This is a genomic window from Streptococcus acidominimus, from assembly GCF_001921825.1.
Taxonomy (GTDB): domain Bacteria; phylum Bacillota; class Bacilli; order Lactobacillales; family Streptococcaceae; genus Streptococcus; species Streptococcus acidominimus.
Genome location: NZ_MSJL01000010.1, coordinates 32,472 through 58,980 on the forward strand (window position 1 = coordinate 32,472; position 26,509 = coordinate 58,980).

Annotated in this window: 22 protein-coding genes and 3 pseudogenes; 2 read left to right on the forward strand and 23 right to left on the reverse strand. The window is 43.5% G+C overall.

What is annotated here, in order from left to right; genetic code table 11:
- Position 1: 1 nt before the first annotated feature.
- The 7 genes from BU200_RS03340 to rplK form a co-directional block, all read right to left on the reverse strand.
- Entirely contained in the window at positions 2 to 1,387 is a 1,386-nt protein-coding gene (locus tag BU200_RS03340) for a DUF1958 domain-containing protein (protein ID WP_075098817.1), read from the reverse strand.
- 61 nt (positions 1,388 to 1,448) lie between these two features.
- On the reverse strand, positions 1,449 to 2,303 hold the full coding sequence (gene cvfB, locus BU200_RS03345) for an RNA-binding virulence regulatory protein CvfB (RefSeq protein ID WP_075098818.1): 855 nt from the start codon (positions 2,301 to 2,303) through the stop codon (positions 1,449 to 1,451).
- A 168-nt stretch (positions 2,304 to 2,471) separates the two neighbouring features.
- Positions 2,472 to 3,029, reverse strand: a complete 558-nt coding sequence (gene frr, locus BU200_RS03350; RefSeq protein WP_075098819.1) for a ribosome recycling factor — start codon at positions 3,027 to 3,029, stop codon at positions 2,472 to 2,474.
- Positions 3,030 to 3,039: 10 nt separating this feature from the next.
- The gene (gene pyrH, locus BU200_RS03355; protein WP_075098820.1) at positions 3,040 to 3,771 is read right to left on the reverse strand and encodes a UMP kinase; all 732 of its coding nucleotides are present in this window, start codon (positions 3,769 to 3,771) and stop codon (positions 3,040 to 3,042) included.
- Between the two features lie 103 nt (positions 3,772 to 3,874).
- Positions 3,875 to 5,515: a putative polysaccharide biosynthesis protein gene (locus BU200_RS03360; RefSeq protein ID WP_075098838.1), complete on the reverse strand. Its 1,641-nt coding sequence runs from the start codon at positions 5,513 to 5,515 to the stop codon at positions 3,875 to 3,877.
- Between the two features lie 790 nt (positions 5,516 to 6,305).
- Complete coding sequence (gene rplA / locus BU200_RS03365) at positions 6,306 to 6,995, reverse strand: 50S ribosomal protein L1 (RefSeq protein WP_075098821.1); 690 nt, start codon at positions 6,993 to 6,995, stop codon at positions 6,306 to 6,308.
- Between the two features lie 94 nt (positions 6,996 to 7,089).
- Positions 7,090 to 7,515, reverse strand: coding sequence for a 50S ribosomal protein L11 (gene rplK, locus BU200_RS03370; protein ID WP_075098822.1), 426 nt, complete (start codon positions 7,513 to 7,515; stop codon positions 7,090 to 7,092).
- Between the two features lie 153 nt (positions 7,516 to 7,668).
- Here rplK and BU200_RS03375 point away from each other — a divergent pair, with 153 nt between their 5' ends.
- Positions 7,669 to 8,025: a DUF3397 domain-containing protein gene (locus tag BU200_RS03375; protein ID WP_075098823.1), complete on the forward strand. Its 357-nt coding sequence runs from the start codon at positions 7,669 to 7,671 to the stop codon at positions 8,023 to 8,025.
- 501 nt (positions 8,026 to 8,526) lie between these two features.
- Here the strand turns inward: BU200_RS03375 and gloA2 are convergent.
- The 4 genes from gloA2 to BU200_RS03395 form a co-directional block, all read right to left on the reverse strand.
- Positions 8,527 to 8,913 (reverse strand): SMU1112c/YaeR family gloxylase I-like metalloprotein, encoded by a 387-nt coding sequence (gene gloA2, locus BU200_RS03380; RefSeq protein WP_075098839.1) that lies wholly within the window; start codon positions 8,911 to 8,913, stop codon positions 8,527 to 8,529.
- A complete protein-coding gene (locus BU200_RS03385; protein ID WP_075098824.1) occupies positions 8,913 to 11,285 on the reverse strand; it encodes a DNA translocase FtsK in 2,373 nt (790 codons plus the stop codon). The genes gloA2 and BU200_RS03385 overlap by 1 nt, the downstream gene beginning before the upstream one ends.
- 87 nt (positions 11,286 to 11,372) lie before the next feature.
- Positions 11,373 to 12,455 carry a LysM peptidoglycan-binding domain-containing protein gene (locus tag BU200_RS03390; RefSeq protein ID WP_075098825.1) on the reverse strand — a complete coding sequence of 361 codons (1,083 nt, stop codon included), beginning with the start codon at positions 12,453 to 12,455 and terminating at the stop codon, positions 11,373 to 11,375.
- A gap of 256 nt (positions 12,456 to 12,711) precedes the next feature.
- On the reverse strand, positions 12,712 to 13,251 hold the full coding sequence (locus tag BU200_RS03395; RefSeq protein ID WP_075098826.1) for a hypothetical protein: 540 nt from the start codon (positions 13,249 to 13,251) through the stop codon (positions 12,712 to 12,714).
- Positions 13,252 to 13,897: 646 nt separating this feature from the next.
- On the opposite strand from BU200_RS03395, the gene BU200_RS03405 reads away from it, so the two are divergent.
- Entirely contained in the window at positions 13,898 to 14,686 is a 789-nt protein-coding gene (locus BU200_RS03405; RefSeq protein ID WP_075098828.1) for a peptidylprolyl isomerase, read from the forward strand.
- A gap of 244 nt (positions 14,687 to 14,930) precedes the next feature.
- Here BU200_RS03405 and BU200_RS03410 read toward each other — a convergent pair whose 3' ends face one another.
- From BU200_RS03410 to BU200_RS03465, 12 genes and pseudogenes are all read right to left on the reverse strand, one after another.
- On the reverse strand, positions 14,931 to 15,617 hold the full coding sequence (locus tag BU200_RS03410; protein WP_075098829.1) for a 5'-methylthioadenosine/adenosylhomocysteine nucleosidase: 687 nt from the start codon (positions 15,615 to 15,617) through the stop codon (positions 14,931 to 14,933).
- Positions 15,618 to 15,626: 9 nt separating this feature from the next.
- Positions 15,627 to 15,947: a cell wall synthase accessory phosphoprotein MacP gene (gene macP, locus BU200_RS03415; RefSeq protein WP_075098830.1), complete on the reverse strand. Its 321-nt coding sequence runs from the start codon at positions 15,945 to 15,947 to the stop codon at positions 15,627 to 15,629.
- A gap of 7 nt (positions 15,948 to 15,954) precedes the next feature.
- On the reverse strand, positions 15,955 to 16,497 hold the full coding sequence (locus BU200_RS03420) for an NUDIX hydrolase (RefSeq protein ID WP_075098831.1): 543 nt from the start codon (positions 16,495 to 16,497) through the stop codon (positions 15,955 to 15,957).
- Positions 16,498 to 16,505: 8 nt separating this feature from the next.
- Positions 16,506 to 17,885, reverse strand: a complete 1,380-nt coding sequence (glmU, locus tag BU200_RS03425) for a bifunctional UDP-N-acetylglucosamine diphosphorylase/glucosamine-1-phosphate N-acetyltransferase GlmU (RefSeq protein ID WP_075098832.1) — start codon at positions 17,883 to 17,885, stop codon at positions 16,506 to 16,508.
- A 268-nt stretch (positions 17,886 to 18,153) separates the two neighbouring features.
- Entirely contained in the window at positions 18,154 to 18,852 is a 699-nt protein-coding gene (locus tag BU200_RS03430) for a 3-oxoacyl-ACP reductase (protein ID WP_075098833.1), read from the reverse strand.
- Complete coding sequence (locus BU200_RS03435) at positions 18,845 to 19,081, reverse strand: DUF2829 domain-containing protein (RefSeq protein ID WP_000141913.1); 237 nt, start codon at positions 19,079 to 19,081, stop codon at positions 18,845 to 18,847. Before BU200_RS03435 ends, BU200_RS03430 begins: the two co-directional genes overlap by 8 nt.
- A gap of 369 nt (positions 19,082 to 19,450) precedes the next feature.
- Entirely contained in the window at positions 19,451 to 20,017 is a 567-nt protein-coding gene (locus tag BU200_RS03440) for a TMEM175 family protein (RefSeq protein WP_244912659.1), read from the reverse strand.
- 594 nt (positions 20,018 to 20,611) lie between these two features.
- Positions 20,612 to 22,623 (reverse strand): annotated as a pseudogene (locus tag BU200_RS11765) (FtsX-like permease family protein).
- A gap of 1 nt (position 22,624) precedes the next feature.
- On the reverse strand, positions 22,625 to 23,383 hold the full coding sequence (locus tag BU200_RS03450; protein WP_075098834.1) for an ABC transporter ATP-binding protein: 759 nt from the start codon (positions 23,381 to 23,383) through the stop codon (positions 22,625 to 22,627).
- 529 nt (positions 23,384 to 23,912) lie between these two features.
- Complete coding sequence (locus tag BU200_RS03455; protein WP_158015092.1) at positions 23,913 to 24,833, reverse strand: sensor histidine kinase; 921 nt, start codon at positions 24,831 to 24,833, stop codon at positions 23,913 to 23,915.
- A 52-nt stretch (positions 24,834 to 24,885) separates the two neighbouring features.
- Positions 24,886 to 25,562: pseudogene (locus BU200_RS03460) on the reverse strand (response regulator transcription factor).
- Between the two features lie 714 nt (positions 25,563 to 26,276).
- Positions 26,277 to 26,509: pseudogene (locus tag BU200_RS03465) on the reverse strand (IS110 family transposase); the annotation flags it as partial.

The window sequence follows — 26,509 nt, forward strand, 5'->3', positions numbered from 1 at the left end:
CTTATCTTCTACGACGACGGCGCGACCGCGATGTCGCATATTTTTCTCTATCCTCACGACGCTTTTTACTCTTACGAACTGCTAGGATAAACGGCAGGGCAATAAGAACAAGAACAATTGGAATAAGGAAAAGATACCAGTAGGTGCTAACTAAACTCTTCCAATCAGTTGAATTTGGTGCAGCTGATTCCTGTTCACTAGATGTCTGCGCTTCAGTAGCCACTGGCTTCGTCCCTTCTGCTCCAGCTGGCTCAACAGCCACACTATCTGAAATCAAAGGACTTACAGTTTCCAGACCATTATTGACCCGCAACTGATTGTTTTCAACTATATAAGTCGGCTCTTGCCCTCGAGGGACAGTCGCATAAAGATCAGATGATAAGTGGTAGCTTTGACCATTGATGGTTTGCGTGCCTGCTGTCAATGCCTTTTTGTAGTCATAATCGGCATAGGCTTTTTCAAGCAGGGCATTTCCAAATGGATGGCGATAGTACTCACCATCTTGGTCAGACCAATCCCCAACCCCCATAATCAGACTGATCAAGCGTTGCTCACCACGTTTAGCAGTTGCAATGTAGTTAAAGGCTCCGCGCGGACTAGAACCTGTTTTCAGTCCATCCACACCTTCAACCCCATATTTGGCACCCGGAAGCGAATAATTGTAGGTTTCAAAGGTTTCTTCATAAGGCGTTCCTGCCTTGACTGTTACCACGGGATGCTTGGTGTGCTCTAAAATTCCCGGATAATTTTTCAAGAAATGGTAGACGAGAATAGACAAGTCTCTTGCAGTAGTCTGATTGGCTGCATCATGATTGTAACGCGTTGGATTATAGTAGCCATGGAAAGAACGAGCTGCTGCACCACTAGCATTTGACCAGTAGGTATTGGTCATTCCGAGCTCTTGGGATTTAGCATTCATCATATCCAAAAAGACATCTGGATCATTGTCTGAAATGTAATTTGCCAACATCACGGTCGTTGCATTGGAGGACGGAACAGCCGTCATGGTGATCAATTCCCCAATAGTGTAGTCAACTCCTGCCACAATCTTGTTGTTTGAAATCTCATAGATACCTGCAATCGCTTGGTCATTGGCTGTCGCTGTAATCACCGTATCCTCGGTAAATTTCCCTTGGCTCATTGCCTCATAGACCAAATAAAGCGTCATTACCTTACTCATACTAGCAGGGTCACGCAACTCATCAGGATTATCCTGCCAGACAATATCACCGGTGTTCCCATCAATAATAATCGATGATTTAGGACGATTGATCTCTTTGACATCATATCCAGCGGCTCGCGTAATATCCATCAATTCATCTGCCAAAACAGGGATTGAAATGCTAGATAAAGCAATCACCACACACCACGCTACAAATTTCTTCACTCTCCATCTCCTATCTTTCTTTACTATTTATATAACGAATGGCAGGCAAAAAAGGTTACACTTAGACCAATTCTGTTCCCGATTCATCCTGTTTAATTTTCCCAGCCTTCATCAAGCCACCCAAGGCCTTTTTAAATTGCCCTTTTGAAATACCAAAGGTAGCCTTGATGTCTTCTGGTGAAGATTTATCATTTAAGGTCATAAAGCCACCTGTGCTCTCCAGATAGGTCAACACCATCTGCGCATCATTTTCCAGCATCTCAAAAGAACGCGGTCTAGTAGACAAGTTCAAGGTACGATCCACTTGGCGGTAGCCGATAACTCGCACCTGCAACTCTTCTCCAAGACGGGGCTCGGCAAATCGCTCACTTGGGTGAATAAAGCCTAGCATCTGGTTATCTGGCAGGTATACAAAGGTACCGCTCAATTTGAGACGATAGACAATGGCACGCAGGTTTTGATTTTGCATGTTGTCATAGGCAGGTCCAGCCAAACGCTGAAAGTCTTCCTGCAAGGCAGGCAATGCCCAAATCCGGTCTTTTTTATCCACATCATAGCGAACATAGAGCTTGTCACCTTTTTTAGGCCACAACTCTTTCAAGTCAGGTAAGACATCAAGAGAGACCACCACCTGCTTATCAGGCAAGCCCGTATCTACAAAGACACCGAGGTCGCGACGCACTTCCGTCACCTCTCCCCAACCAAAACGAGTACGGGTCGCAGTCACCTCTTTTGTCGTCATACGAAGTCTCTGCTTCATATCCATGTAGGCAAAGCCTTTGATAGGATCACCTAGCTGATGTTGCCCCTCCTCTTTTGCAAGAGCAAAGGTCAAACCATCCTTTTGGACATAGTAAAATTCCTTATTCTCATCGATCACTAGACCCGTGATAAAGGTTGCTAATAATTGGTTCATATCATTCTTTCTATTGTGATGTCTGTTCAGTACGGTCGATTTTACGGCTTCTCATCTTAGTGGGAAGATGACCATATAATGCCAAAAGGGCTAAGGGAGCCCTCCCCGCCCATTCACATTCCTCGTACTCTTTTAACATCAAAAGGACATTTTTATGTTCATAGAGTATTAGACTTCTAAGAGTTCTTTTTCCTTTTCAGCAGTCATCTGGTCGATTTTCTTAATGGCATCGTCGGTCACTTTCTGAATCTCTTTTTCAAGTGATTTCAAATCGTCCTCTGTAATTTCCTTGGCTTTTTCAGCTTTCTTGGCTTCATCCATAGCATCGCGGCGGATATTACGAATAGCCACTTTAGAATTTTCCCCAACCTTCTTCACATCCTTGGCTAAGTTCTTCCGTGTCTCCTCCGTCAAGGCTGGAATCACGAGACGAATCACTGTGCCATCAGATTGTGGGGTCAAACCAAGGTCAGAAGCGTTAATCGCCCGTTCAATATCCTTCAAGATTGACTTATCAAATGGGGTGATCAACAAGACACGCGCTTCTGGTACGGTGATCCCTGCCAATTGGTTGAGCGGTGTGTCTGCTCCGTAGTATTCAACTGAAATCCGATCGAGCAAGCTCGCATTGGCACGACCTGCACGGATATGGCCAAACTCCCGCGCCAAACTTTGATGCGACTGCGCCATACGCTCTTGGGCTTTTGAAATAATTTCCTTTGTCATAAAATCTCCTTTATTTTACTTCTTTGTTATTTGAAACCGTTGTTCCGATTTGCTCTCCAAATACGACACGCTTGATATTACCAGGCTCATTCATATTAAAAACAACAAGATCAATATCATTATCCATCGACAAGGTAGAGGCTGTGGCATCCATAATCTTCAAACCACGACTGATGACTTCACGATGGGTCAACTCATTAAATTTCACCGCATTGGCATCCTTCTTCGGATCAGCATTGTAGACACCATCCACACCATTTTTTGCCATTAAAATCGCATCTGCTTCAATCTCGGCAGCACGGAGAGCCGCTGTCGTATCCGTTGAAAAGTAAGGTGAGCCAATTCCTGCACCAAAGATCACGATTCTACCTTTTTCCAAGTGGCGCAAGGCACGTCCACGGATATAAGGCTCTGCCACTGACTGCATAGCAATCGCTGTTTGCACGCGTGTCTCGACACCAAACTGTTGCAAAGCATCTGCCATAACCAAGGCATTCATCACTGTACCAAGCATACCCGTATAGTCTGCCTGCACACGATCCATACCAGCCTCTGCTGCTGGTTCTCCACGCCAAAGGTTACCACCACCGATCACCAAAGCAATCTGAACACCTGAAGCAGCTACCTCTTGAATTTCCTGAGCCATTTTTTGAACCGTTGGAATATCAATCCCGACACCACGGTCACCAGCCAAGGCTTCTCCAGATAATTTTATAAGAATACGTTCATATTTTGGTCTCATCATCTTACTCCTCTATTCTATCTTTACTATTTTATCATAAAATTATTATTTTATGTAGTATGATGAGCAGATAAAAAAGAAAAATCTCACGGATGAGATCTTTCTATGAAATATGTAATTTTTTACGCAGGATAGCCGCACGATTTCCAATCAGCCGATCGAGATGACGCGTTTTCAAGGTCAAGATTCCAAAGATAAAAATACCGACAAAACCTGCAATGCTAACATGAATGGCACTCGACAGATACCCCGTTGCTGGAAAGACTAAGCCAATACCCGTTTCCACCAGCCACACACCTAGCCCCATGATCAGGGAAATGCCCAAGACCTGGTGAAAATTCTTCCGCAAACGGGCTTGCGGAATTGGAATAATCTGATCGATACGACGGTCAAATAAAACCACTGAAACGGTTAAAGCAACCGCGGTAGACACTAAAGGACCATACACCTTGAACAAGTATAGGGCTGGAAATTGGAAGACCAATTTCACTGCAAAACCGATGAAAAAATACAACATCGCCTTGCGATTTTGGAAAATCGCCTGAATAATAACCCCAAGTAGGGAGTATAGCCCCTGAATAAAGACCAAGAGCAGATTGATAACAAAGAGGTAGATTGCTTGATCCTCAACAGGCCCATAAAAGACACTGTAAAGGGGACGTGCTAGAACTACCGAACCAACAATGGCAGGAAGAATCAGGAGAAAGAATAGCTGGATATTATCGATAATTAAATCAGCTGTCTTCTTCTGATCTTTTTGAACAAATCGCTCTGTGATCATCGGAATCGCTACACTACCGATCGAGGTTGTAATCCCGATAATCAACATGGTAATCTTACTTGGATTGGCAGTCATATAGGTCGATAGCTTCAACAATTCCGTCCTCGTAAGATCGGTTATCCCAAGCAGGGTATTGATGAAGGTCAATTGATCGATAATTTGAAAAATCTGAATCGCTGATCCCAAAATAATGAGTGGAACTGCTTCTTTGAGCGTTTCCAGAACCAAGGGCTTCAGATCAATCGTGACATCCTTAGGCTTAGCGCCTATCACCTTGGCAATAAAGCCCTCCTTATGCAAACTGTACACGAGGACACCGAAACTTGCAATCATTCCAATAAAGGCTGCAAAGGTCGATTGGATAACTGCTGAAAGATAGTCTCCCGACCCCAACTTCATGATATAGAAAGTGGTTACCAAAATCCAAATCACACGGGCAATCTGCTCCACAATCTGGCTAATGGCATAGGGCTTCATATCATGATGCCCTTGGAAAAATCCACGCATAATGCTCATGGCTGGGAAAATAAAGAGCGGGGGAACCAGACTGTACATCACCGGCGTTAATTGCTCTTTCACTCCCGACAGCTCTGCTAGGGTCGGAGAACTGATAAACATAACTCCCGCAAAGACTGCCCCTAAAATCAGCATGAGTTTAAAAAACTCCCTCACCAGATAGTAGGAAATATCCTGCCGACCTTGTACATTATACTTGGCAATTTGCTTAGCAACAGCCGTCGGCAAACCAACGGTTGAAATCAATAGGAAATTCCCATATACCTGATAGCCCATATTAAACAAGCCATTGGCTTCTGCCCGGTGGCTTCCCATCCATAAATACCACGGTATGATATAGGCAATTCCTATCAAACGACTAATAAAATTTCCGGCTGTCAGCCAAGCAAGGCCTCTAACCATACTTGCCTGTTGCTGTGTCTGTTCTGTTGTTCTAATTTTCGTCATCTTCATTCTTTCATCTATTTCTATCTGTCTAGTTCCTTATTATAACCTTTTACGCCTAACTTGTAAAACTAGAACTCACGAACCATATTAGCAGGCATTCGTCTCACTGGCTCAAGATAAAAAAGCTGGCAAATCCAACCATAAAAATAGGCTAGAAACAAAGTTATACTCGTCAAAAATCAAAATCTGACGTCGTTCATTCACCTTGTTGAGTAAAAAGCTCCAGTGGAGGTTTTTAGCCTGTTCCCTTAAAACAAGATAGAACGAGTGAAACTCGTGCCACACAGTCTAGGAATTGACTGGGGAAGGTGGGGAAATGAAACGAGGGGAGCTCGTGTCGCACAGTCTAGGAATTGACTGTTGGAGGGAGGAAATAAAACGAAGGGAACTCGTGTCAAGTGTCCCCCTCTTTGGGACATAACTGTTTCAGCTTTAACCAGTTCCAGATTTTGATTTTTATAGAGCATTAGACCCACTGAAAATCAACAGACAAAAGAGAAACTGAAAACTCCCTATCCAGCCATTCAGTGCGTGGTCTAATATAGCGATTTAGCTTTAAAAAATATGTTATGGCATTAGAAAGACCGCCCTGAGCATGTGTCATAAACATACATAGAATACTGTTTTCAAGTGGATTGACTATACCCCATAAGCTCAAAAGCGAACAAGGAAATCCATCACAGGCTCTACTGGCATAGGGCAGAGTTTCTAACTTTGATTTTCTTTGAAATATATAAAAAGACATGGGAAATAGGAAAAGCCTTACCGAGCGATAAGACTTTTTCTTTTATTACAATGAATTTGGATCAACCTTGATTCCCACACCTTGAGTAGTTGTGATTGTCAAGCTTGTGATGTAGGTACCTTTTGCTGTCGCTGGTTTTGCTTTAACCATTGTATCGTGGAAAGCTTTGAAGTTTCCTACCAATTGTTCAGCATTGAATGATACTTTACCGATAATTGCTTGTACGATACCTGCTTTATCAGCACGGTAAGTGATTTTACCACCTTTAGACTCTTCAACTGCTTTTGCAACATCCATTGTTACTGTACCAGTTTTAGGGTTTGGCATCAAGTTACGTGGTCCAAGGACACGTCCAAGACGTCCAACAAGTGCCATCATATCAGGTGTAGCGATTACAACATCGAAATCTAACCAACCACCGTTGATTTTTGCAACGAGATCATCTTCGCCAACAAAGTCTGCACCAGCAGCTTTTGCTTCTTCTGCCTTTGCACCGCGTGCAAATACCAATACGCGTGATGTTTTACCAGTTCCGTTTGGCAATACCATTGCGCCACGGATTTGTTGATCTGCTTTACGAACATCAATGTTCAAGTTGTAAGCAACTTCCACAGTTGCATCAAATTTTGCAAAGTTAGTTTCTTGTGCAAGAGCCACAGCTTCTTCTACGCTGTAAGCTTTTGTGCTGTCGATTTTTTCAAGTGCAGCACGCATTTGTTTGCTTTTTTTAGCCATTTTTTGTTCTCCTTGTAATGTGGTCATATCGATTTTCATCTCCCACGTCACTCATCAGAAATGATGAAGTCTTGCGGGTTGTGGGCGTTATTGATTAGTCAACAACAGTGAATCCCATAGAACGAGCAGTACCTTCGATCATACGCATTGCAGCCTCAAGGTTTGCAGCGTTTAAATCTGGCATTTTAGTTTCAGCAATTTCTTGTACTTGCGCACGAGTAACTGTTGCAACTTTTGTTTTGTTTGGTGTGCCTGAACCTTTTTCAACACCTGCAGCTTTTTTCAAAAGAACAGCAGCTGGTGGTGTTTTACAGATGAAATCAAATGATTTATCTTCGTATACTGAGATTACGACTGGAATGATCATACCAGCTTGGTCAGCTGTACGAGCGTTAAATTCCTTAGTGAATCCCATGATGTTGATCCCTGCTTGACCAAGTGCTGGTCCGACTGGCGGAGCTGGAGTAGCTTTACCTGCAGGAATTTGAAGTTTTACAAGTTTTTCGACTTTTTTAGCCATCTTTAAATCCTCCTATTGTGGTTTTTGCGGTAATTACAGATTTTTACCTCCCACAAATATGTGATTTTTCACATACCTTCTCATTATACAGGATTTTAGCAAAAAATCAAGCTTTATGTTTACTTTTCCTCACTTTTTTTATAGAATAAAGCTATGATATTCTTGAAAATTGCCTCGGTGCTACTCCTTATCCTTTCCTTCATCATTTCGATCACAGTTGTCAAACTATTTCGTTTGCAAAAAAAGGGGTACAACTTTGCTGACATCGCTTTTCCGCTCCTTGCATTTGAATTTTATCTGATTTCAGACAAGGCTTACTACCACAGCCTATTGCCACAGCTGGTACTAGCCTTATCCCTACTCGCCCTAGCGATCGTCTATTATTTCTTAATGAAGAAGCGCCTCTTTTCTTATCAACGTTTTTTCAAGTTCTTTTGGCGGGCGGGTTTTATCTTGACCTTCTTCATGTACTTGGCACTTATCATCGCCCTGTTTACCATCAAGAGCTAGTCGTGACCATTGCTATTTAAAGCTCTGCTTGTAGGGCTGTTGCCTTGCTCTTATCCCTGCTAAAGCTACTCTGACATTCGACATCATAACTGTCTGCCTTTAGCTAAAGATCCTATATAATAGTTTTTTTGATTTATGTTTAGTAGTAGCTCCCCCAGTCTGGGGAGAGACTGTTTGAGGTGGGAAATGAAGAAAACAATATTTTCGTCAAAACAGTCTGGGGAGAGACTGGGCGAGGCGGGAAATAAAGAAAACAATGTTTTCGTCAAAACAGTCTGGGGAGAGACTGGGCGAGGCGGGAAATGAAGAAAACAATGTTTTCGTCAAAAGCCGCAGGTAGGTGTAGTTGATAACTAGACAAGTGATAGATAAGAAAAGTGTAACTTTTCTCATACTCTATAAATATAAACGAAATGACTACATATGAAATACTCCTAGAAGTAAGCACTTCTAGGAGTATTTGTAGCTAACGAAGCCATACACAAGAGTGTGGCTCTTTTCTCATTCATGTATTTCCAATGGTAAGCCATCCGGGTCGAAGAAGAATGCCATTTTGCGTCCGTCATAGTCGTCATAACGCAGTGGTTCATGAGGAATATTGAGGGCATCAAAGTCCTGTAAACAGCTGGCGACATCTGCAACTTTAAAGGCAAGATGCCGTAGCCCTGTATGTTCTGGCTGTGGCAGGACAGGTCTCATGGGCGCAGTTGGTTTGATAAAGATTTCAAGTACCAGATTTCCCTTGCGGACATTAAAGAGCATGTCCTGCTTTTCCGGACGGACATGCTCATCTAGCTGCTCGAATCCTAACTTGTCGACATAAAATTCTTTTGTCTTTTGGTAATCACTGCCGATAATGGCAAGATGATGTAGCGTGTCTAATTGTATCATTGGGTTTCCAACACCTTCCTTGGTTTTGTACCTTCAGCAGGGCCAATAACGCCTGCGGCTTCCAACTCTTCCATCAAACGCGTTGCTCGGTTAAAGCCGACAGATAAACGGCGCTGAATCATGGAAGCACTCGCTTTTTGCGTTTCAATGACAAGGGCTCTTGCTTGGTCAAAAAGCGGGTCTCCGCTGCTATCACCTGCTCCACTTTCAAAGTCACCCTCTGTCACTTCTCCAGGATCAAAGGACTCATCATACTCTGCCTCTGCTTGATTCTTAATAAAGCTGACAATAGCTTCAACATCATCATCCGAAATAAAGGAACCTTGCAGGCGCACAGGATGGTTTTCATCAATAGGCTTAAAGAGCATGTCCCCACGTCCCAATAATTTTTCTGCCCCATTTTCATCCAAAATCGTTCGACTATCTGTCCCGCTTGACACAGCAAAAGCGATCCGAGACGGTACGTTGGCCTTAATCAAACCAGAGATAACATCGACAGATGGGCGTTGGGTCGCTAAGATCATGTGAATACCTGCCGCCCGTGCCTTTTGCCCCAGACGGATAATCGCATCTTCCACTTCCTTGCTCGCAACCATCATCAAATCTGCCAACTCATCCACAATCACGACAATTAAAGGTAGTGGAATCTGTTTTTCTTCTGAATGACGGTTAAATTCGGTCACCTTTGCATTGTAGCCTTCAAGATGCCGCACACCTAAGTGACTGAAAAGCTCGTAGCGTTTTTCCATTTCATCCACGACCTTTTGAAGTGCTCGTGCAGCTTTTCGAGGATTGGTAACAACAGGGATCAAGAGGTGCGGAATATCATTGTAGACCGATAATTCGACCATTTTGGGGTCAATCATCATAAACTTAACCTGATCTGGACCAGCCTTCATTAAAATAGAGGCAATGATACCATTGACCGCAACAGACTTCCCTGAACCGGTTGAGCCAGCCACCAATAAATGGGGCATCCTTGCCAAATCAAAGGAGCGTACAGACCCATTCACTGCCTTGCCCAGTGGAATATCAAGGAGTTTGGTTGGCGAAGTCTTAGCCTGTTCCCACAATTCTCTAAAAGGTACCATGGCGACTTCAGAGTTGGGCACTTCAATGCCGACCAAGGATTTCCCCGGAATCGGTGCTTCGATCCGGACATCTTTGGCTGCAAGGGCGAGAGCCAAGTCATCTGCCAGATTGGAAATTCGATTGACCCGCACACCAACGGCAGGCTTAACTTCATACTTGGTCACTGACGGTCCGATCTCAGCTCGCTCCACCACCACTTTGATCCCAAAACTTGCAAAGGTATCCTCCAAAACTTTGATATTCTGGCGGACAATTTTTTTCTCATTTGCCTGACTTTTGACCTTGATCGGTGCAAATAGGTCAATGGAGGGCAACTGATAAGCCAGTCTAGCCTTGGGCTTGAAATCAAGGGCAATATCTTCTATTAGATCTTCCATATCTTCAGCCGCTTCCTGCCCCTCTTCCTCATCAGCAGCCAATAAGACAGGGAACTCTTCTTCATCAACGAAAGGCTCACGCTCCTCTGCCAGAATCGGAATCTCACGATCTTCCACTTCGAGGATTTCACCCGTCTCCACATCAACTAGCGGAGCTTCTACCGGAGTAGGCGTAGCAGGTTCTTCCCAAACATCTGGTTTTTCTTCACATTCTTGATCTAGTTCTGCTAAGCGTCTCGCTTCTTCTGCCGCCTGAAGTTTGGCTTTTGCTTCTGCTTTTTCAGCCCGTTTTTCCGCACGAATAGCCGCCCTTTCTTGAATCTTTTCCCGTAAAAGAGCCAGACCATCTGCCACATCATAGATAGACCAAGGACTCATAAAGAAAAGACCGAAGAGGATAAAGAGTAGCCCGATAAAGAAGGTGCCAATCGCTGCAAATAAAAAAGAAACAGGTAGATAAAGGCTACCACCAATGAGACCACCACCTAAAAATTCCTTTACCCGAAAAGCGGACAGATCTGATAGGGCTAGTCGAAATGTATGAGTTAGTAGTTCTTTTCCCTTGTAGCTCAAATCAAAATAAGCCTGGTATTCCAGTAAAATACCTGCAAATACAAGCCAGAATCCTGAAATAGTCCCTTCGCGTTGCTTTATTTTTTTAGAGAACACTGTGTAAACGAGCAGAGCTCCGATCAACAGGTATGCTGCACTTCCGACCAATAACCGAAAGAGATTATAAGCGGTCACACCAAATACCCCTAGTTTGCTAACTGCAAAGAGGAGGAAGATAACTGCCAGAAAGCGGAATAATAGAGATTTTATTTTTTCTTGTTGTGCCAATTCAGCCTTTGTCGGACGCCTAGTTGTACGCCCTTTTTTTGTCGTTTTTTGTTTTGCCATGTCTCTATTATACCATACTTTACGAGGAGGTCTAGTAGAGGATAGAAGCAAAATACCCCAACAAGCAAGGCTCATTGGGGAAAGGAGTTATGGGTTCATGGATACGTGAACGTGGTCATAGTGGTTTTCTGTGATACTGCCACGGTCGGGCATCGGGTTCCAGGTGTGGGCTGGTCCGTAGATGTTTGGAGTTGGAGAATAGAAATGCTGCTTCCAAATAATATAGGAAATGTTTTTGGCGCCCATCTGTTGAATGGCGTAATTCGCTACCTGGTCTCCCAGCTCGGTATTATTTCCCACCATGAAGTCGACTGCCAGGCCTTTACCATGATCACCACTGTCACCTGGACGATAGAGACTAAATGCAGTAATACCGTAGATGCTCGCCACTTCTTCCTTAAAGGCTGCCGTATGTAATTGAAGCCCCATATTGATAGGGTTTGCCGTGACAGGATTCGTGACGATTGCTGAATCGCTTACTGGAGCAACTGGAGCCGGTTGGCTTGCCTGTGCTTGTTCAAGAGCTGGTGCTACTGCCTCAGCCACTGGTTCAGCCTCCTGTTGTTGAGCTGGTACCAGATGAGCATCATTTGCTGGGCTTTCTGAATCAGCTTGCACGGTTGCTGCTGATACTGCTTCAGTCGCCTGTTGTTGTTCTGGTATCGGATAAGCATCGCTTGCTGGGCTTTCTGAATCAGCTTGCACAGTCGCTTCTGAAGCTACTTCTGTTGGCTCTGCTGTACCCCCGATTGGAATGACTTGGTCATCAATCACCACCTGTTGCTTGTCCAAATCTACAGTTGCTTTAACCGCTTCAGTGGGCTCTTGACCTTGAGATGGTTGAATTTCAATAGAAGTAACTTCTTCCTGTGAATTGTTTGTCACCGTTAAGGTCGTATTCGGAAAAATCAGATTGATATTCGCAATTTGATTGACCCTCGCTAACACGCTCATCTCAATATCAAACGCTTGGGCAATGGTGCTTAGCGTGTCTCCATACTTGATGGTATAGGTCTGCTTATCACTTTGTTCTAAAATATCCGCCTTGATTTCCTCCAGAGAACGCGCTGACCATATTGGTGCTAGCTCGTCTGCTTGGGCTGTTCCAGTAAAAAGCGACAGGGCTACGGCTGAAAACAGCATAGTTTTTTGAGGTAATGTTAAAGACATATACTCTTCCTTCCTTTTCTGTGATAGAGATATCTTACCACAATTTTGAATAGAAAAAAGGCTTTCCAAGCCTTTTTAATGAAACTGTATGTTGAATGTCACAAAAGGAAATAGTTGTCATCTGACTGCCTTTTCTGTCATCATATTGTAACCCATACCATTTTTTATATTTAAATCCCAAGTCTGAACTTCATTCTCCAAATAATTTGTTAATTTTAAATTTATGCAATATCATAAATTGTCTATTTAAAACAGATTAGAATTTCTTCTTAGGATGACGATCAATCACCTCGGGGTTAGCCACAAGAGCTGCTGCCCCCTTATCTGTCAGCTTATAACCACGCACGCTAAAGGTTTGGGATAATTCTTCTTCTGAAAAATGCTCTTTCAGAGCCACATCCAAATCTGCCGCCTTCATTTTAGACAGACCTGCAACCCCCTTTTGCTTCAGAATATTTTTCTTCATGGTCGCATTGAGGTGATCCAGAGAATCAAAGGCTGTTTCCAGATAGGCATAACCAGCTTCCACAAGCTCTGCCAGATGCTTAGGAGCGTCAATTCCATAGGTATATTCAAAATACTTAGGAAAGACAGAATCGTTTGTAAAGGTATCAAACTGAATCCGCCACAGGAGAATAATATCCCCTGCCAAAAGACCTCCAGCTAATCGCTCCATATTGCGCTTGGGAACAGGCTTGGCATCCAACAACCATGTCGCCAAGTCACGGTCTGGTGCGATATAAGGCATACGGGCATGGTCTTTATAGAGTTCTTGAACCTGCTTTTCTACTGTCATCAATTGTACCTATCTTTCTTAAGCTATTCATCAGTCACATGAGCATTGATGTTATACTCTTCGAAAATCCAAATGAAACTTTGTCAAGAACTTCTTTTGGATTTTCAGGAAGTATCCCTTACAAACTCTAATCTTCCTCTCCTATTATACATTATACTCTTTAAAAATCAAAAGAAGACTTTGTCAAGATTCTTGATGAGTGAAAAGCTCCTGTGGAGGTTTTCAGCCTATTTTCTAAAGAACCATCATCAGCTAAAACTGAAACAGTTATTACTCTTTTTTGCACAGCTCGTAGCCCGAGTTCAATTACAAAAGATAAACGAAACGCCTATACAAGTACCTTATATCCTAATGGAGCGCTCCAACCCTCACCAGAAATCAGTCAACATCACCAATAATGTACTCCTATACAATCTGGTGCCTCAATCCGAATTTTGAAAAAGGAAAAAATTCATGCTACAATAGTACTAAGACCCAATAAAAATCAAAAAGCAAACAAGGAAGCTAGCCACAGGCTGTACTGACATACGACAAGGCGACTCTGACATAGTTTGAATCTGATTTTTGAAGAGTATATAGCCATTTGCCCGTTACCCTTTTGTATCTTGGCGTCTTGAGTATAGCCCATCCATAGGAAAGGAATGTTATGAAAAAACGACTACTGTTTACCCTAGCTGCGAGCCTTATGCTCTCTGCTTGTGCGACGAACTCTACAACAACTTCATCCACCAGCACCCCAGCGACCACCTCTAGCGCAGATGCGACTGCTGCAAGTCAATATGCTAAAGATCTGGCCTACGCCATTAACAATCCCGATGCAACTTTCCCGCAATTGACAAAGGAGGTCGGAGACAAGGAAGCCGCTGTCCGCATTAAGACCAGTGCAGGAGACATCACCTTAAAGCTCTTTCCAGAGCAAGCGCCTCTAGCTGTTGAAAATTTCCTAACCCATGCTAAAGAGGGCTACTACAACGGCGTCATCTTCCACCGGGTCATCAACGGCTTTATGATCCAAGGTGGAGATCCCAAAGGAACTGGTATGGGAGGCGAGTCTATCTGGGCTGGTAAAGACAAGACGATTGACGGAGGAAATGGTTTTAAGAATGAACGCTCCGCTTTCCTGTACAATATCCGAGGTGCTCTATCTATGGCCAATGCTGGGCCTAACACCAACGGCAGTCAATTCTTTATCAACCAAAATACCAAGGACGCTTCCGGGCAGTTAGACTCGAGCAAGTACCCAGCTAAAATCAAGGAAGCCTATAAAACAGGTGGAAACCCAAGTCTTGATGGTGGCTACACGGTCTTTGGTCAAGTCATTGAGGGGCTGGATGTTGTAGATAATATTGCAGCAACTGAAACAGATGACAAGGACAAACCCAAAACGGACATCAAGATCGAATCTATTGAGATTTTAAAGGACATGAACAAATAGTAAAAGAGGCTCAAAACAGCCTCTTTTACTATGTTTATTTTACCTCGAGAGTGTCTACTTCTCTCTATAAAACAGGCACATAGCCTGCAAGAGCTAGGGACGCCCCTGGGTACGCTGGCATTTTTAACGAGTATTAACAGACTTTATATCTTCTGTTCCTCAAAGAAGCCCTACCAATAACCAGTTAAATTGGAAGAGCTTCGTCTTCCCTTGCCTAGGATTGAGTGTAACCCACTCCCTATCTTTACTGCTGCAACAAGGCAAGTAAGACTTGAGCCGAGCGTTTGCCTGCTTCAATGATAAATTGGTCAAAAGTGATGTTGGCATCACCTTGCGCCGTATCGCTCATGGCACGAATGACAAGAAATGGGAGATTGATACTATACGCCGCTTGGGCAATGGCTGCCCCCTCCATTTCAACCGCTAGGACATCTGGGAAATGAGCCTTAATCGCCATAATCTTGTCCTGTCCTGCAATGAAACTATCACCTGTCGCAATCAAACCTAGATGTGCGCTGATCCCTTGTTGCGCAAGAATACCCTGCATCTTAGAAACGAGATCCTTGTCCGCTTCAAAATACAAGGGCTGGGCAGACATCTGACCGTAGTCATAGCCAAAGGCAGTCAAGTCCGCATCATGGTAGGCTAGCTTACGAGCAATGACCACATCACCGATCGCAATCCCGTCTGCGACTGCACCAGCAGAGCCAGTATTGACCAGCACATCTACCTGAAATTGCTGGGCTAAAATAGCCACTGACATGGCAGACATGACCTTGCCGACACCTGATTGCACCAAGACTACCTCATGCTGGCCTAGTTTTCCTGTATAATAGGTTCGCCCTAAGACAACCTGCTCTGTCCCATGCTCCAGCTCTTCAACCAAGGTCTTCAATTCTTCGGGCATAGCTGCAATAATTCCAAATTTCATCTAAACTCCTTACCAAAAAAAGACTGCTATGAGGAAAAGGATAACAAGAAGTATCACCCAAAAGAGAATTTTGTTGATTTTACTGCGAAATTCCTCTCGCTTGACGGTTTCAATCCGACGGCTTTTGATAATAGAGGCATCAACAGGAATCCTATGAGTGTAACCCTCACGATACCCTCTATCCTCATCTTCCCAGTCTTCTTCGAACTCAAATTCATCCCCATCCTCAAACTCCCTTTCAGGGTCATAGTAGCCAAAGCCTTGAGGAAGGGAGCTTTTTCTCCGTCTCGTTTCTTCTAACAATTCATCTGTCAATAAGGGCTTCCTCATGTCCGTCCTACTTTCTCATCAATTGTAGCTGTTGAATCGCAATGATGGTCTTGGCATCACAAATATCCCCACTTGCAATCAGGTCAAGCGCCTCTTCCAAGCTCACATGATGCATTTCAATCACTTCATCATCGTCCATGGGACGGGGATTCTCAACCCTGACTAAATTTTTTGCTAGGTAGAGACGCAGACGCTCATTGCAAAAACCAATAGCTGAATAAAAATCATACAAGAGTTCCAAGTCACCCGTATAACCGGTCTCTTCTTCCAGCTCCCTTAGGGCTGCTGCCTTAGGATCAGCATTTTCTCCAATTTCTAACTTGCCTGCTGGAATCTCGTAGCTCGTCTGCTCAATCGCCTTGCGGTATTGCTTGACCAAGATTAACTTATCCTCAGGGGTCAGGGCTAGCACACAGACTGCCCCCTTGTGAAAAATCAATTCCCGCTTCGCTTCTCCCCCCATGGGAAGCGCCACGTCATCTACGACGACATCAAAAATGTGTCCCTTAAAAATCTCTGTTCTCTTAATGGTCTTTTCTTCAAATTTCATAGTAACTCCTAGCCTTTCTTTGGATAATGCGGCAAACGTTTAGCATATTCTTCCTTATTTTCTTGACGACTCCGACCAATGGCTACTGCATCTTCTGGCACATCCTTGGTAATCGTTGAGCCAGCTGCTGTCAGTCCATTGTCTCCAATTTCAAGCGGAGCAATCAAGGTTGAATTAGAGCCAACAAAAACATGGTTGCCAATCTTGGTGGTATATTTTTTCTGTCCGTCATAGTTGACCGTAATCGTTCCGGCACCAAAGTTAACATCACGCCCCACCTCTGCATTGCCGATATAGGTCAAATGACCAGCCTTGGTATTTTCCCCAATGCTAGAACCTTTGATCTCAACAAAATTACCAATGTGGACATCTTTTGCTAGCTGGGAACCCGGGCGGATATGAGCATAGGGACCAATCGTCACAGCTTCTGCGATATACGACTCTTCAATCATAGAGTTCGTCACCACCACGCGCGCACCGATTTCTGAATCGACAATGTAGCTACCATTTGTCAGCACACTTTCTGCACCGATAGAGGTCTTACCTTTCAAGGTCACATTGGCTTCAATCTGCACATCCGGCGCAATCACCACATCAATATCAATATAGGTCGCTGCCGGGTTCACAAAGCTAACGCCATTAACCATGTGGGCTCTGTTAATCCGCTCACGCATCACCTCTTCTGCTTTTGCAAGAGCGACACGATCATTCACTCCAAGACTTTCATCAAAATCACGGAGAAGATAGGCACCGACCTTTTCACCTGCTTGGCGGAAAATACTGATAACATCCGTGATATAGTACTCTCCCTGTGCATTGTTGGTATTGATATTTTTAAGTGCCTCAAACAAGCGTTCATTATCAAAAATATAGGTGCCTGTATTGATTTCCTTGATTTGCTTTTCAAAATCAGAGGCATCTTTTTCTTCGACAATCTTGGTCACCTCGGCATGTTGATTGCGCACAATACGCCCGTAGCCAAATGGATTGTCTGTTTCTGCTGTCAGAATAGTAGCAACGTTTTTATGGTTGACATGAAATTCGACCAAGTCACGCAGGCTCTCGCCTGTAATCAGCGGTGTATCACCTGCAATCACCAAGGTTTGCCCGCTACAATCTTGTAGCAGAGGCTCTGCCATCATGACCGCATGACCAGTCCCCAGCTGTTCTGACTGGGTCACAAACTCTGTCTGCTTAGCTAGAACGGCCTCAACCATGTCTGCCTTGTGACCAACAACAGTTACGATTTTTTCAGGTGAAATGGCAGAAACACTACGAAAAACATGTTCCAACATTGAAATACCTGCGACCTTATGTAAGACCTTGGGCAAGTCCGATTTCATCCGAGTACCCTTGCCTGCCGCTAAAATAATTGCATAATTTGTCATATTATCTTTCCAATCTACTATTTTCGCTCCTATTATAGCATATTTTCTAGGGTCAATAAAGCCCTGACCCTCTTCTCCAAGAACAGAATCGCAAACAAAAATCCCTCTCCTATTGCAGACAGGGATATTAGATAGCATCATCATTTTCGCACAGACCTATGAGAGTACATCCGCCCATCAACTAAAAGGGAAGCAACCCCATTCCTCTTCTCTCTTTGAAAACCAAGTGCTACATCATGCCACTCTTCTCATGTATAGCTAATAGCATTTATTTCAAGCTCCAACCACCGTCAATCTTGAGAATCTCTCCTTGCATAGCGCTGGCCTTTCCGCTTGCTAAAAACAAGGTGACTTCTGCGACTTCATCTGGCTCTAACCACCGCTTAATTGGTGTTTCGGCTGCGACCCAGTCCGCTAGCCCGCCCTCTTCAAAATCACTTGCTGTCATGGCTGTCTTTACTGCTCCCGGGGCTATCCCAAAGACCTGAATTCCTCTATCGGCATAATCGAGCGCCAGCTGCTTGGTAAAACCTGCCAGAGCATGCTTGCTAGCCGTATAGGCTGCACCGCCACCACCAGCAAGAAAGCTAGCAATCGAACACATATTGATGATGATGCCCGCCTGCTTTTCCAACATCTTTGCGAGATAAAAGCGGGTAAGCCGCATGGTCGCAAACAGATTAACAGAAAAGATCGCCTCTATTTCTTCCTCGCTGACCTCTAACAAGGCCTTATAACCATCTAACTTCCCAGCAGTATTGCAGAGGATATCCACTTCTGGTAACCAGTCAAACAGCGGAACTAGAGATTCCCGCAGGTCTAACGGCAAAAAATGAAAGTCACCGGTCAATGAGGGATCTTGTCCCTGATCCACACCATAGACTTCATAGCCCTTTTTCAAAAATAGCTGTGCCTGAGCCCGTCCAATCCCCGAGGAAACGCCCGTCACAAGGACTTTCTTAGTCATGGACTTCCACCCAATCTGTCGCTAAAACATCACAGGGCGTTGGACTCCACATCGAAAATCCTTCCCCCTCGCCTGATACATTGATTAAAAAGTAGGGGGTTACCTCTAGTGCTACACCGTTTTGTTCGATGGTATCAAAGAGCTGGACATAGTTTTCAGCTCCGCCCCAACCTGTCCGAACATATTTTTTCTTGGCCTTTAAGCCCGGTAGAATCTCTTCAAATGTCATGGTTTCTCCTTCATTCTAATAACTAATACTCGTCAAAAATCAAAATCTGACGTCGTTAACTCACCTTGCTGAGTAAAAAGCTCCAGTGGAGGTTTTTAGCCTGTTCCCTTAAAACAAGATAGAACGAGTGCAACTCGTGTCAAGTATGGCTCCCTTTGGGACATAACTGTTTCAGCTTTAGCCAGTTCCAGATTTTGATTTTTTATAAGATTTCTTGAACCCTATAACGACTTGTTGTATAAATTTGTTCCCCTTTTGTAGACTTACAATAGTTAGGGGAGTTAGAGAGTATAAAGAGCTTGACCTCTTTCTCACCTGTTTTCTTTCTTGTTAGAATAGATGTACTATCTCTTCCTATTTGAGGAGGCGCTAACGGAATAGTTGCTCAATACGCTGATCCGGAATGAGCCACATGATAGCTACAAGCACCACACATAGGAGAGATAAGGAGGAAAAGACGGGGGACACGGCAACCGAGATCAGATAGAGGACAATTGATAGTTTCCCCTTTCGGTCTCTCCCTATCTTCTTTCGCAATGCGGGGTTGCCCTTGGTAATCTGATTTTGCAGAATAAGGTAGGTCATAGCGACCATCAATAATACAAGGCAATAAACCATCACAGGTAATGCACTCGTATAAAATGTGGCTAGCCATGCCGTAGCCCATGGGATAAATGAAATAGAGAGTAACCACAGCATGTTGGCCCACAGTATGTTGGGATTGACTGCCGTAATCCCTTTTGCTAGGTGATGGTGGTTATTCCAATAGATAGCAACATATAGGAAACTAAGAATGTAGGCTAGGATGCTGGGGATCAGGGAGGTTAGACCCGCTATATTATCGACTTCAGGAACTTTTAATTCAAGCACCATGATGGTGATAATGATGGCTAGCACACCATCGCTAAAGGCTTCTAATCTTGAACTGGACATCATATACACTTCCTTTCATAGTTGTTTAGTGAAGAGGTGGATTAGGGAAAGGCTAAACACACAACTGCTCCCCTTTTCCACCAGTGACCAATGGCTCACTGTACTCACAATTTTTTCCTATCCATTATACCACAAGTCTAACATGTAATGAAAAGTTTCTCTTTTGGTCTTTTCTGAATGACCTAACACAAGTCTGCAAACCGGTGGAGACTATATCGAAAATACCTTCAAAACTGCCTAGATAGTTGAATGTTGATTTTTATAGAATATGAGTAGTAGTCTATATACTTATTTATTATAGTCGTTTAGTTTATTTTTAGTACTAGCTCAAACAGTCTGGGGAGAGACTGTTTGAGGTGGGAAATGAAGAAAACGAAGTTTTCGTTAAAAGTCGCAGGTAGTACTGGAGTACAACAAGACGAGTTAACGAAGTAATAAAAATATAAACTAAATGACTATATCTTGGTAATGACTACAAAAAAACACCAGCCCTAGGACTGATGCTTTTTAGGAGATTATGAAAAATATTTAGGATTGACTTTAGTATACCCAATCTTACCGTTCCTCACATCCGTCTTGAGACTGATTTTGAACAATTTAATGGGAACTGATAATGTTGCGATAGGAGCGGGAGGTTAAGAGATACACCACCACATAAAGCACCAGATAGCCGAGACAGCTAACGAGCGTTACCTGCATTACCAGATTGCTATTTAAGACACCTATTACAAGTAAAATATTCTGCAACATCTTGTAAGCAAAAAGCAAGTGAGTAAAGGCAAAAACGAGCGGAAGGAAAAAGACTGTCAACATCTGCTTGCGAACACTTTGCTTGGTCTGCTGCTCATCAAGTCCTAGCTTTTGCATGATGCCAAAACGTTCCCGATCCTCATAGGCTTCTGAAATCTGCTTGTAGTAAATGACCAGAATCGTCGCTACTAAAAAGACTATCGACAAGAATACTCCGATAAAGAAGAGAGAGCCTGAAAAAGCAAAGGTACTGGCATGTGTCGCTGCCCGACTGCCCCTTCCCATTCCATGAATCATCAATGATTTAGACATCTCATTGAAATCTACTTCACGCCAATCCTCCCAGCGCTGTGCCTGCTCCTGCTCACTCAAGCTGGTCTCTACTCCGACATAGACTTTTCGATCCACATCTTCCCTTATCTCATCTAAATCCTGCACGACCAAAATCAAACCTGGCACTACATGGGTGATATTGCTTGGTGCTTTATAATCGGTGAAATTCCTCGACAATACTTTCTGAATCGTAAAGGCTTGATCACCAATCATCAAGGGCTTTCGACTATCTAGATCAATACCTTTTGCATAAACTGCTACTTGATTGCTGGCTAGCTCCAAGTGCTCACCTGTCATCTCTTGGTAGGAAGCTGCATCAAAGATATAAAGGATACTGATGTCTGCCATATCAAAACCGACTGTCAATCTGTCAAAGAACTGAACCTTGTTCTCCTCCAGTTTTCCAGCAAGTTGTTCGATATAGCGATAGGTAACGATTCCTGTAACAGGAATGGCATTTAGTTCCAAGGTCTGGGAAGCCAATTCCTTGACCTTGGCCTCCTTGTCAACAATCGAACCTTCCGTAGGTACACCCTTTCTATCCAGCGTATAGGTAAGGTTGTAAGCATTAGGGTGAGTCAGGTTGACCATATCGTTGCCCCCACATAGATATTGGTTCCACCAATCATGGTCACGATAAACATTGTCGATAAAATCGTAATCGTGGCTAAACCCATAGCATTTTTACGCATCCGAAAGACCAGATTGGAGACCGCGATAAAATTAGCGGGTTGATAATAGTAACTTTGGCGCTTCTGAAGCCATTTTAAAAGGCTAATAATCCCTGTGTTAAATAGTAGATAAGTCGCAAAGATAACCATTAAAACTGCCACAAAAAAGGTGGGCAGGGTCTTGACTGGACTACTGACGGTCTGTGCCAAATAGTATGCCCCACCTAAGACCGCTAGCCCCAACAAGGTTTGCGGAAGTAGCAATCGTCCCCGACCTTCTCCGCGTTTTCGTCCCTTGACCAGATTTAGGGAGGACGATAGGCTCAATTTCCCAGCATTTAAGATTGCTAAAAAGAGGAACAGTAGGGCAAAATAAACTAGAACGGTTAGGACATTTGCCCACTGAAAGACAGAGACCAAAACCACCTCGAAGTGTATGGCTTTGAGCAAAATCGCATAGATTAGCTTGTCGAACAATACTCCCGGAAGCAAGCCTAGACTGATTGTAATCGTTGAAAAAAGAAGGGTTTCAAACAAGGTCATCAAGAGCAAGTGGCGCTTTTCTAAACCAAGGACTGTATAGATCCCCAGCTCCTTAGAGCGATATTTCATGACAAAGCTATTGGCATAAAGAAACATCATCGCAACAGCAATCATGACAACAACCTGCCCCAATTGCAGGGTCAGTCTCACACTATTTGCACCCTTGATTTCTGCTAAGTGTGGATTGTTGCTGAGAGAGGTAAAGAGGTAGGCGATGGTCACTGAAAAGACCGTCATCAAGGCAAAAGGAAAGTATAATTTGCGGTTTTTAAGCAGATTGCTGACTGCTAATTTGTAGGTTACATTCCACATACTACTCACCTCGATTCGCCATCAGGGTCAGTGTATCTGAAATAAGCTGGAACATTTCCTGTGTGCTACGTTCTCCTCGGAAAATCTGGTTGTAGAGCCTACCATCCTTGATAAAGAGGACACGTTTGGCACGGCTGGCTGCTGTGGTGGAGTGGGTCACCATGAGTAGGGTTTGTCCCAGTTCATTGATCTGGTCAAAAATATCGAGCAGGGTCGCAGAAGACTTGGAATCAAGCGCGCCAGTGGGTTCATCTGCCAGCAGGATTTCGGGCTTGGTAATAATGGCTCTTGCGACCGCTACTCGCTGTTGCTGACCACCAGAGATTTCATAGGGCATCTTGTCCTTCAAATCCGCAATGTCTAGGCTGTTGAGAACCTCAAGCTGACGCTGGTTCATCTCGCTAAGCGGAACGCGAGAAAGTACCAAGGGTAGCAGGACATTGTCCTTGACCGACAAGGTGTCTAGTAGGTTAAAATCCTGAAAAACAAACCCCAATTTCTCTCGCCGGAAGGCTGAAGCGTCCTTATTTTTAATCGTCTGGGTATCTACACCATTCAAGAAAACCTTACCTTGGGTCGGCTTGTCCAGCATAGCTAAAATATTCAGCAGGGTCGATTTACCTGATCCAGATTCTCCCATAATAGCAACATATTCACCCTGTTCCACGGTGAAATGAATATCTTTAAGGGCTTCTACTTGATTGGCCAAAAAGCGAGTTTGATAGACTTTCTGGACGTGTTGAACGTTGAGTAATACCATAATAACCTCCTTATTTATTTAAACATCACTCTCTACATCATGGACCGATGCTGGTGGCGATCTTCTCGAGGCAAGCAATCCTCTTTCTAAAGCATGGACTGCCTCTTTACCGTATAGTCTTGCAGTTGACTTGTCAGCCATCAAAGACAGACTAATCCTCAATAACATTCAGACATATACTAGGTGGCAAAGCCACAAGTAGCCCTCTATTCCCAACATCTTTTGATTTCTGAAGAGTATATAGTTCCTTTACTTTTAGTAGTAGCTCAAACTGTCTGGGAAATGAAGAAAACAAAGTTTTGGTCAAAAGTCGCAGGTATTCGTCTAGTTGAGAACTATTTCACAGGGATATTTATCCCTAAAAGTTGCGACAGTTGCGTCTCTTTTTTGCACAGAGTTTACAATTATAAAAGATAAAGGAAACGACTATAAGAGCTTGAGAGACTGAATGACTATCATTATGATACCTTATTTCACACCCGCCTACCTTAGCTTTACCTCACATTTACCTTACATTCTTGTAAGGTTGTTAATCGAGCACTAGCTCCTCTTCTTTTAGGGAGATACGGACTTGGGTCCCCTGTCCTACTTCAGATGTCAGAGAAAAACGGATGCCTAGCTTTCCGCTAATATGTTGTGCCAAGTAAAGCCCTAGTCCTGATGACTGCTGGGAAATCCGTCCATTGTAACCCGAAAAACCATGGGCAAAACTCCGCTCCATATCGCTTTTTGCAATGCCGATACCCGTGTCTTGAATAAGGAGATCATCCCCATCTAAGTAAATCCAAATCTGACCACCCGCCGTATATTTAATAGCGTTCGAGATGAATTGTTCCAACAATAAACTAAACCATTTTTTATCCGTGGCAAGGACCAGATCCAAGCTATCCAAACGTAGCTCTATCTTTTGTTGAATAAAAAAAATCGAAAATTTCTTAACTACTTGTCTCACCAGAGTATCAAGCGATTCACGCTGAACCACCAAATCCTCATGAAAAGAGTGTAAGCGTAAGTAGTTTAAGGCTAGACTTGTATACTGCTCAATCTTGAATAATTCCCGCTCTAAGGCTTGCTTTTCCTCACTTGCCAGCAGGTCTCCAACCAAGAGCTGACTGGCTGCAATAGGAATCTTCATCTGGTGGGTCCACAAGGTATAGTAGTCCTGAAAATCATTTTGTCGCTCCCGCTCCTGTTCCAAACACGCCTTCAATCTTTCCTCTAGCTGATTTACCCGCTCCTGCATGAGCAACTCTGTCGCTGTCCCACTTCTAATCTCTTCCCCTCGTTCAGCCAAGACATAGTTTCGCCACTCTCTAGACAAGTCAACGGCTATGACAAGCATTCCAATAACCATTAGCAAAAGACTGGTATAGGCTGCCAAGTCCGTCTCCACACGAAAAAGGGTACTAACACCGACAATCAAACCTAGAAAACTAAACATTCCTGCCATAAAAAACCAGCGTCTTCCTAGCCAGTGCCTAATAAAAAAACCAATCCGCCCTTTAGTCATCTTTTCTCACCAACCCGTAGCCAATTCCTTTTTTAGTCGCAATCAAATCCTGCAAGCCTAGGGCTGCTAATTTGCGCCGCAGGCGACCAACATTCACTGTTAGCGTTTGTCATCGACAAATAGATCGCTGTTCCACAAGCCTTTCATCAATTCTTCACGACTGACAATAGCTTGTGCGCGTTCAAATAAAATGCGTAAAATCTGAAATTCATTCTTGGTCAACTCCTCCGTTAATCCCACATAGCTGACCTGCATGCTTTTTAAATCCAAGCGAATATCTCCAAAGGACAGTACCGTTTGTTCCCCTTGAAAATCGTAGGTTCTGCGCAACAAACTTTGAACCTTAGCTAGTAAAACGGTCATATCAAAGGGCTTGGTCACATAGTCATCACCGCCTAGATTAATCGCCATCACAATATCCATCGGCTGGTCTCTTGATGAGAGAAAGAGGATCGGGAGGCTGGAAGTCTTGCGAATTTCTTGACACCAATAATAGCCATTAAAGAAAGGAAGCCCAATATCCATCAAAATCAAATGGGGCTGAAAGGCTTCTACCTGCTCCAAAATTGTCTGGAAATCCTCCACTTCATAATTCCAATTGCGGAGATTTTTCGCCACTAACTGACGGATGACCACATCATCTTCTACAATCAAGATTTTCTGTTTCATATTCCCACTCCTTCCCTTACTATATTATACGCTATTTTGACAGTAAAAATAGCCAAAACTAGGCATTTCAATCTAACATTTTTGTCATTTAGGAGCTGCATACCCAAATAAGAGTAGAAAAAGGTTACAACCATAGCCTACTCCTACACTCATGAAAATCAATATCAGATTTTATGGTGGGAGATAACTATTTGTGCTTTCGCTGATAATAGGGTGGCGCTCTTTAGAGATAGAAAATAGAGGTTTGCAAAACAAACTCTCGTCTAAAAGTTCTGCGTCAGAACACCTAGTTTACCGTAGCCGTTGCGGACTATGTCTGCTTAAGGAGTGTACTGTGAATTTTTAACGGGCTTTGTATCTTGGAACTGAACTCGAGCTAAAAGCTCGGAAAAAAGAGACGAAACTGTTTCAGCTTTAGCTGATTACAGGTATGGCTACCTTTAAGGGGACGTAGATGTTCCATACAAATTGTTATTACTTTTACATAGCAGGCTGAAAACCTCCACTGGAGCTTTTCACTTGTCGTATTTCCTATTTTCTACCATTTGTCAAGTATTTCAATGGTTTTCGGGTAAAAAATTTATAAAGTTACTTGATATTATCCTCCATGCTCTCCATGTTTGGTTTATATTAGGAGAAAAAATGCACCCAAAAAGCACACCTTATTTTGCCATTTTTTTCATAAGGTGTTACAATAATATGGCATGGACAACTTTAATGATTTTGGGTTGAATCGTAATCATAAAGTTTGTTATGCGTTATGAGGTAATACATGGTCCTTATGAGACGATGTATAGAGGCAATCGCATGTGGCTTAGTAGAACTAGCTTGCGATTGTCTTTTTCGTTTCTCATAGAAATCAGCGATATGGCAAGGATTGGTATGACGAGCTGAAGCGATGTTATGGATGCACTTAAAGAGAATCTTTCTGGCATAAGGATTGCCTC

Excerpts from the sequence above, each read along its gene's own strand:
- frr (WP_075098819.1), bottom strand. The coding sequence starts at position 3,029 with ATGACAAAGGAAATTATTTCAAAAGCCCAAGAGCGTATGGCGCAGTCG.
- BU200_RS03410 (WP_075098829.1), bottom strand. The coding sequence starts at position 15,617 with ATGAAATTTGGAATTATTGCAGCTATGCCCGAAGAATTGAAGACCTTG.
- rplA (WP_075098821.1), bottom strand. The coding sequence starts at position 6,995 with ATGGCTAAAAAAAGCAAACAAATGCGTGCTGCACTTGAAAAAATCGAC.
- BU200_RS03395 (WP_075098826.1), bottom strand. The coding sequence starts at position 13,251 with ATGACAGTAGAAAAGCAGGTTCAAGAACTCTATAAAGACCATGCCCGT.
- BU200_RS03435 (WP_000141913.1), bottom strand. The coding sequence starts at position 19,081 with ATGACATTTGAAGAGATTCTACCGGGCTTAAAGGCCAAGAAAAAATAT.
- BU200_RS03455 (WP_158015092.1), bottom strand. The coding sequence starts at position 24,833 with ATGGCAGGAATGTTTAGTTTTCTAGGTTTGATTGTCGGTGTTAGTACC.
- BU200_RS03450 (WP_075098834.1), bottom strand. The coding sequence starts at position 23,383 with ATGGTATTACTCAACGTTCAACACGTCCAGAAAGTCTATCAAACTCGC.
- BU200_RS03430 (WP_075098833.1), bottom strand. The coding sequence starts at position 18,852 with ATGACTAAGAAAGTCCTTGTGACGGGCGTTTCCTCGGGGATTGGACGG.
- BU200_RS03405 (WP_075098828.1), top strand. The coding sequence starts at position 13,898 with ATGAAAAAACGACTACTGTTTACCCTAGCTGCGAGCCTTATGCTCTCT.
- BU200_RS03420 (WP_075098831.1), bottom strand. The coding sequence starts at position 16,497 with ATGAAATTTGAAGAAAAGACCATTAAGAGAACAGAGATTTTTAAGGGA.
- BU200_RS03385 (WP_075098824.1), bottom strand. The coding sequence starts at position 11,285 with ATGGCAAAACAAAAAACGACAAAAAAAGGGCGTACAACTAGGCGTCCG.
- cvfB (WP_075098818.1), bottom strand. The coding sequence starts at position 2,303 with ATGAACCAATTATTAGCAACCTTTATCACGGGTCTAGTGATCGATGAG.
- BU200_RS03390 (WP_075098825.1), bottom strand. The coding sequence starts at position 12,455 with ATGTCTTTAACATTACCTCAAAAAACTATGCTGTTTTCAGCCGTAGCC.
- rplK (WP_075098822.1), bottom strand. The coding sequence starts at position 7,515 with ATGGCTAAAAAAGTCGAAAAACTTGTAAAACTTCAAATTCCTGCAGGT.
- glmU (WP_075098832.1), bottom strand. The coding sequence starts at position 17,885 with ATGACAAATTATGCAATTATTTTAGCGGCAGGCAAGGGTACTCGGATG.
- macP (WP_075098830.1), bottom strand. The coding sequence starts at position 15,947 with ATGAGGAAGCCCTTATTGACAGATGAATTGTTAGAAGAAACGAGACGG.
- pyrH (WP_075098820.1), bottom strand. The coding sequence starts at position 3,771 with ATGAGACCAAAATATGAACGTATTCTTATAAAATTATCTGGAGAAGCC.
- BU200_RS03360 (WP_075098838.1), bottom strand. The coding sequence starts at position 5,515 with ATGACGAAAATTAGAACAACAGAACAGACACAGCAACAGGCAAGTATG.
- BU200_RS03440 (WP_244912659.1), bottom strand. The coding sequence starts at position 20,017 with ATGATGTCCAGTTCAAGATTAGAAGCCTTTAGCGATGGTGTGCTAGCC.
- BU200_RS03375 (WP_075098823.1), top strand. The coding sequence starts at position 7,669 with ATGATATTCTTGAAAATTGCCTCGGTGCTACTCCTTATCCTTTCCTTC.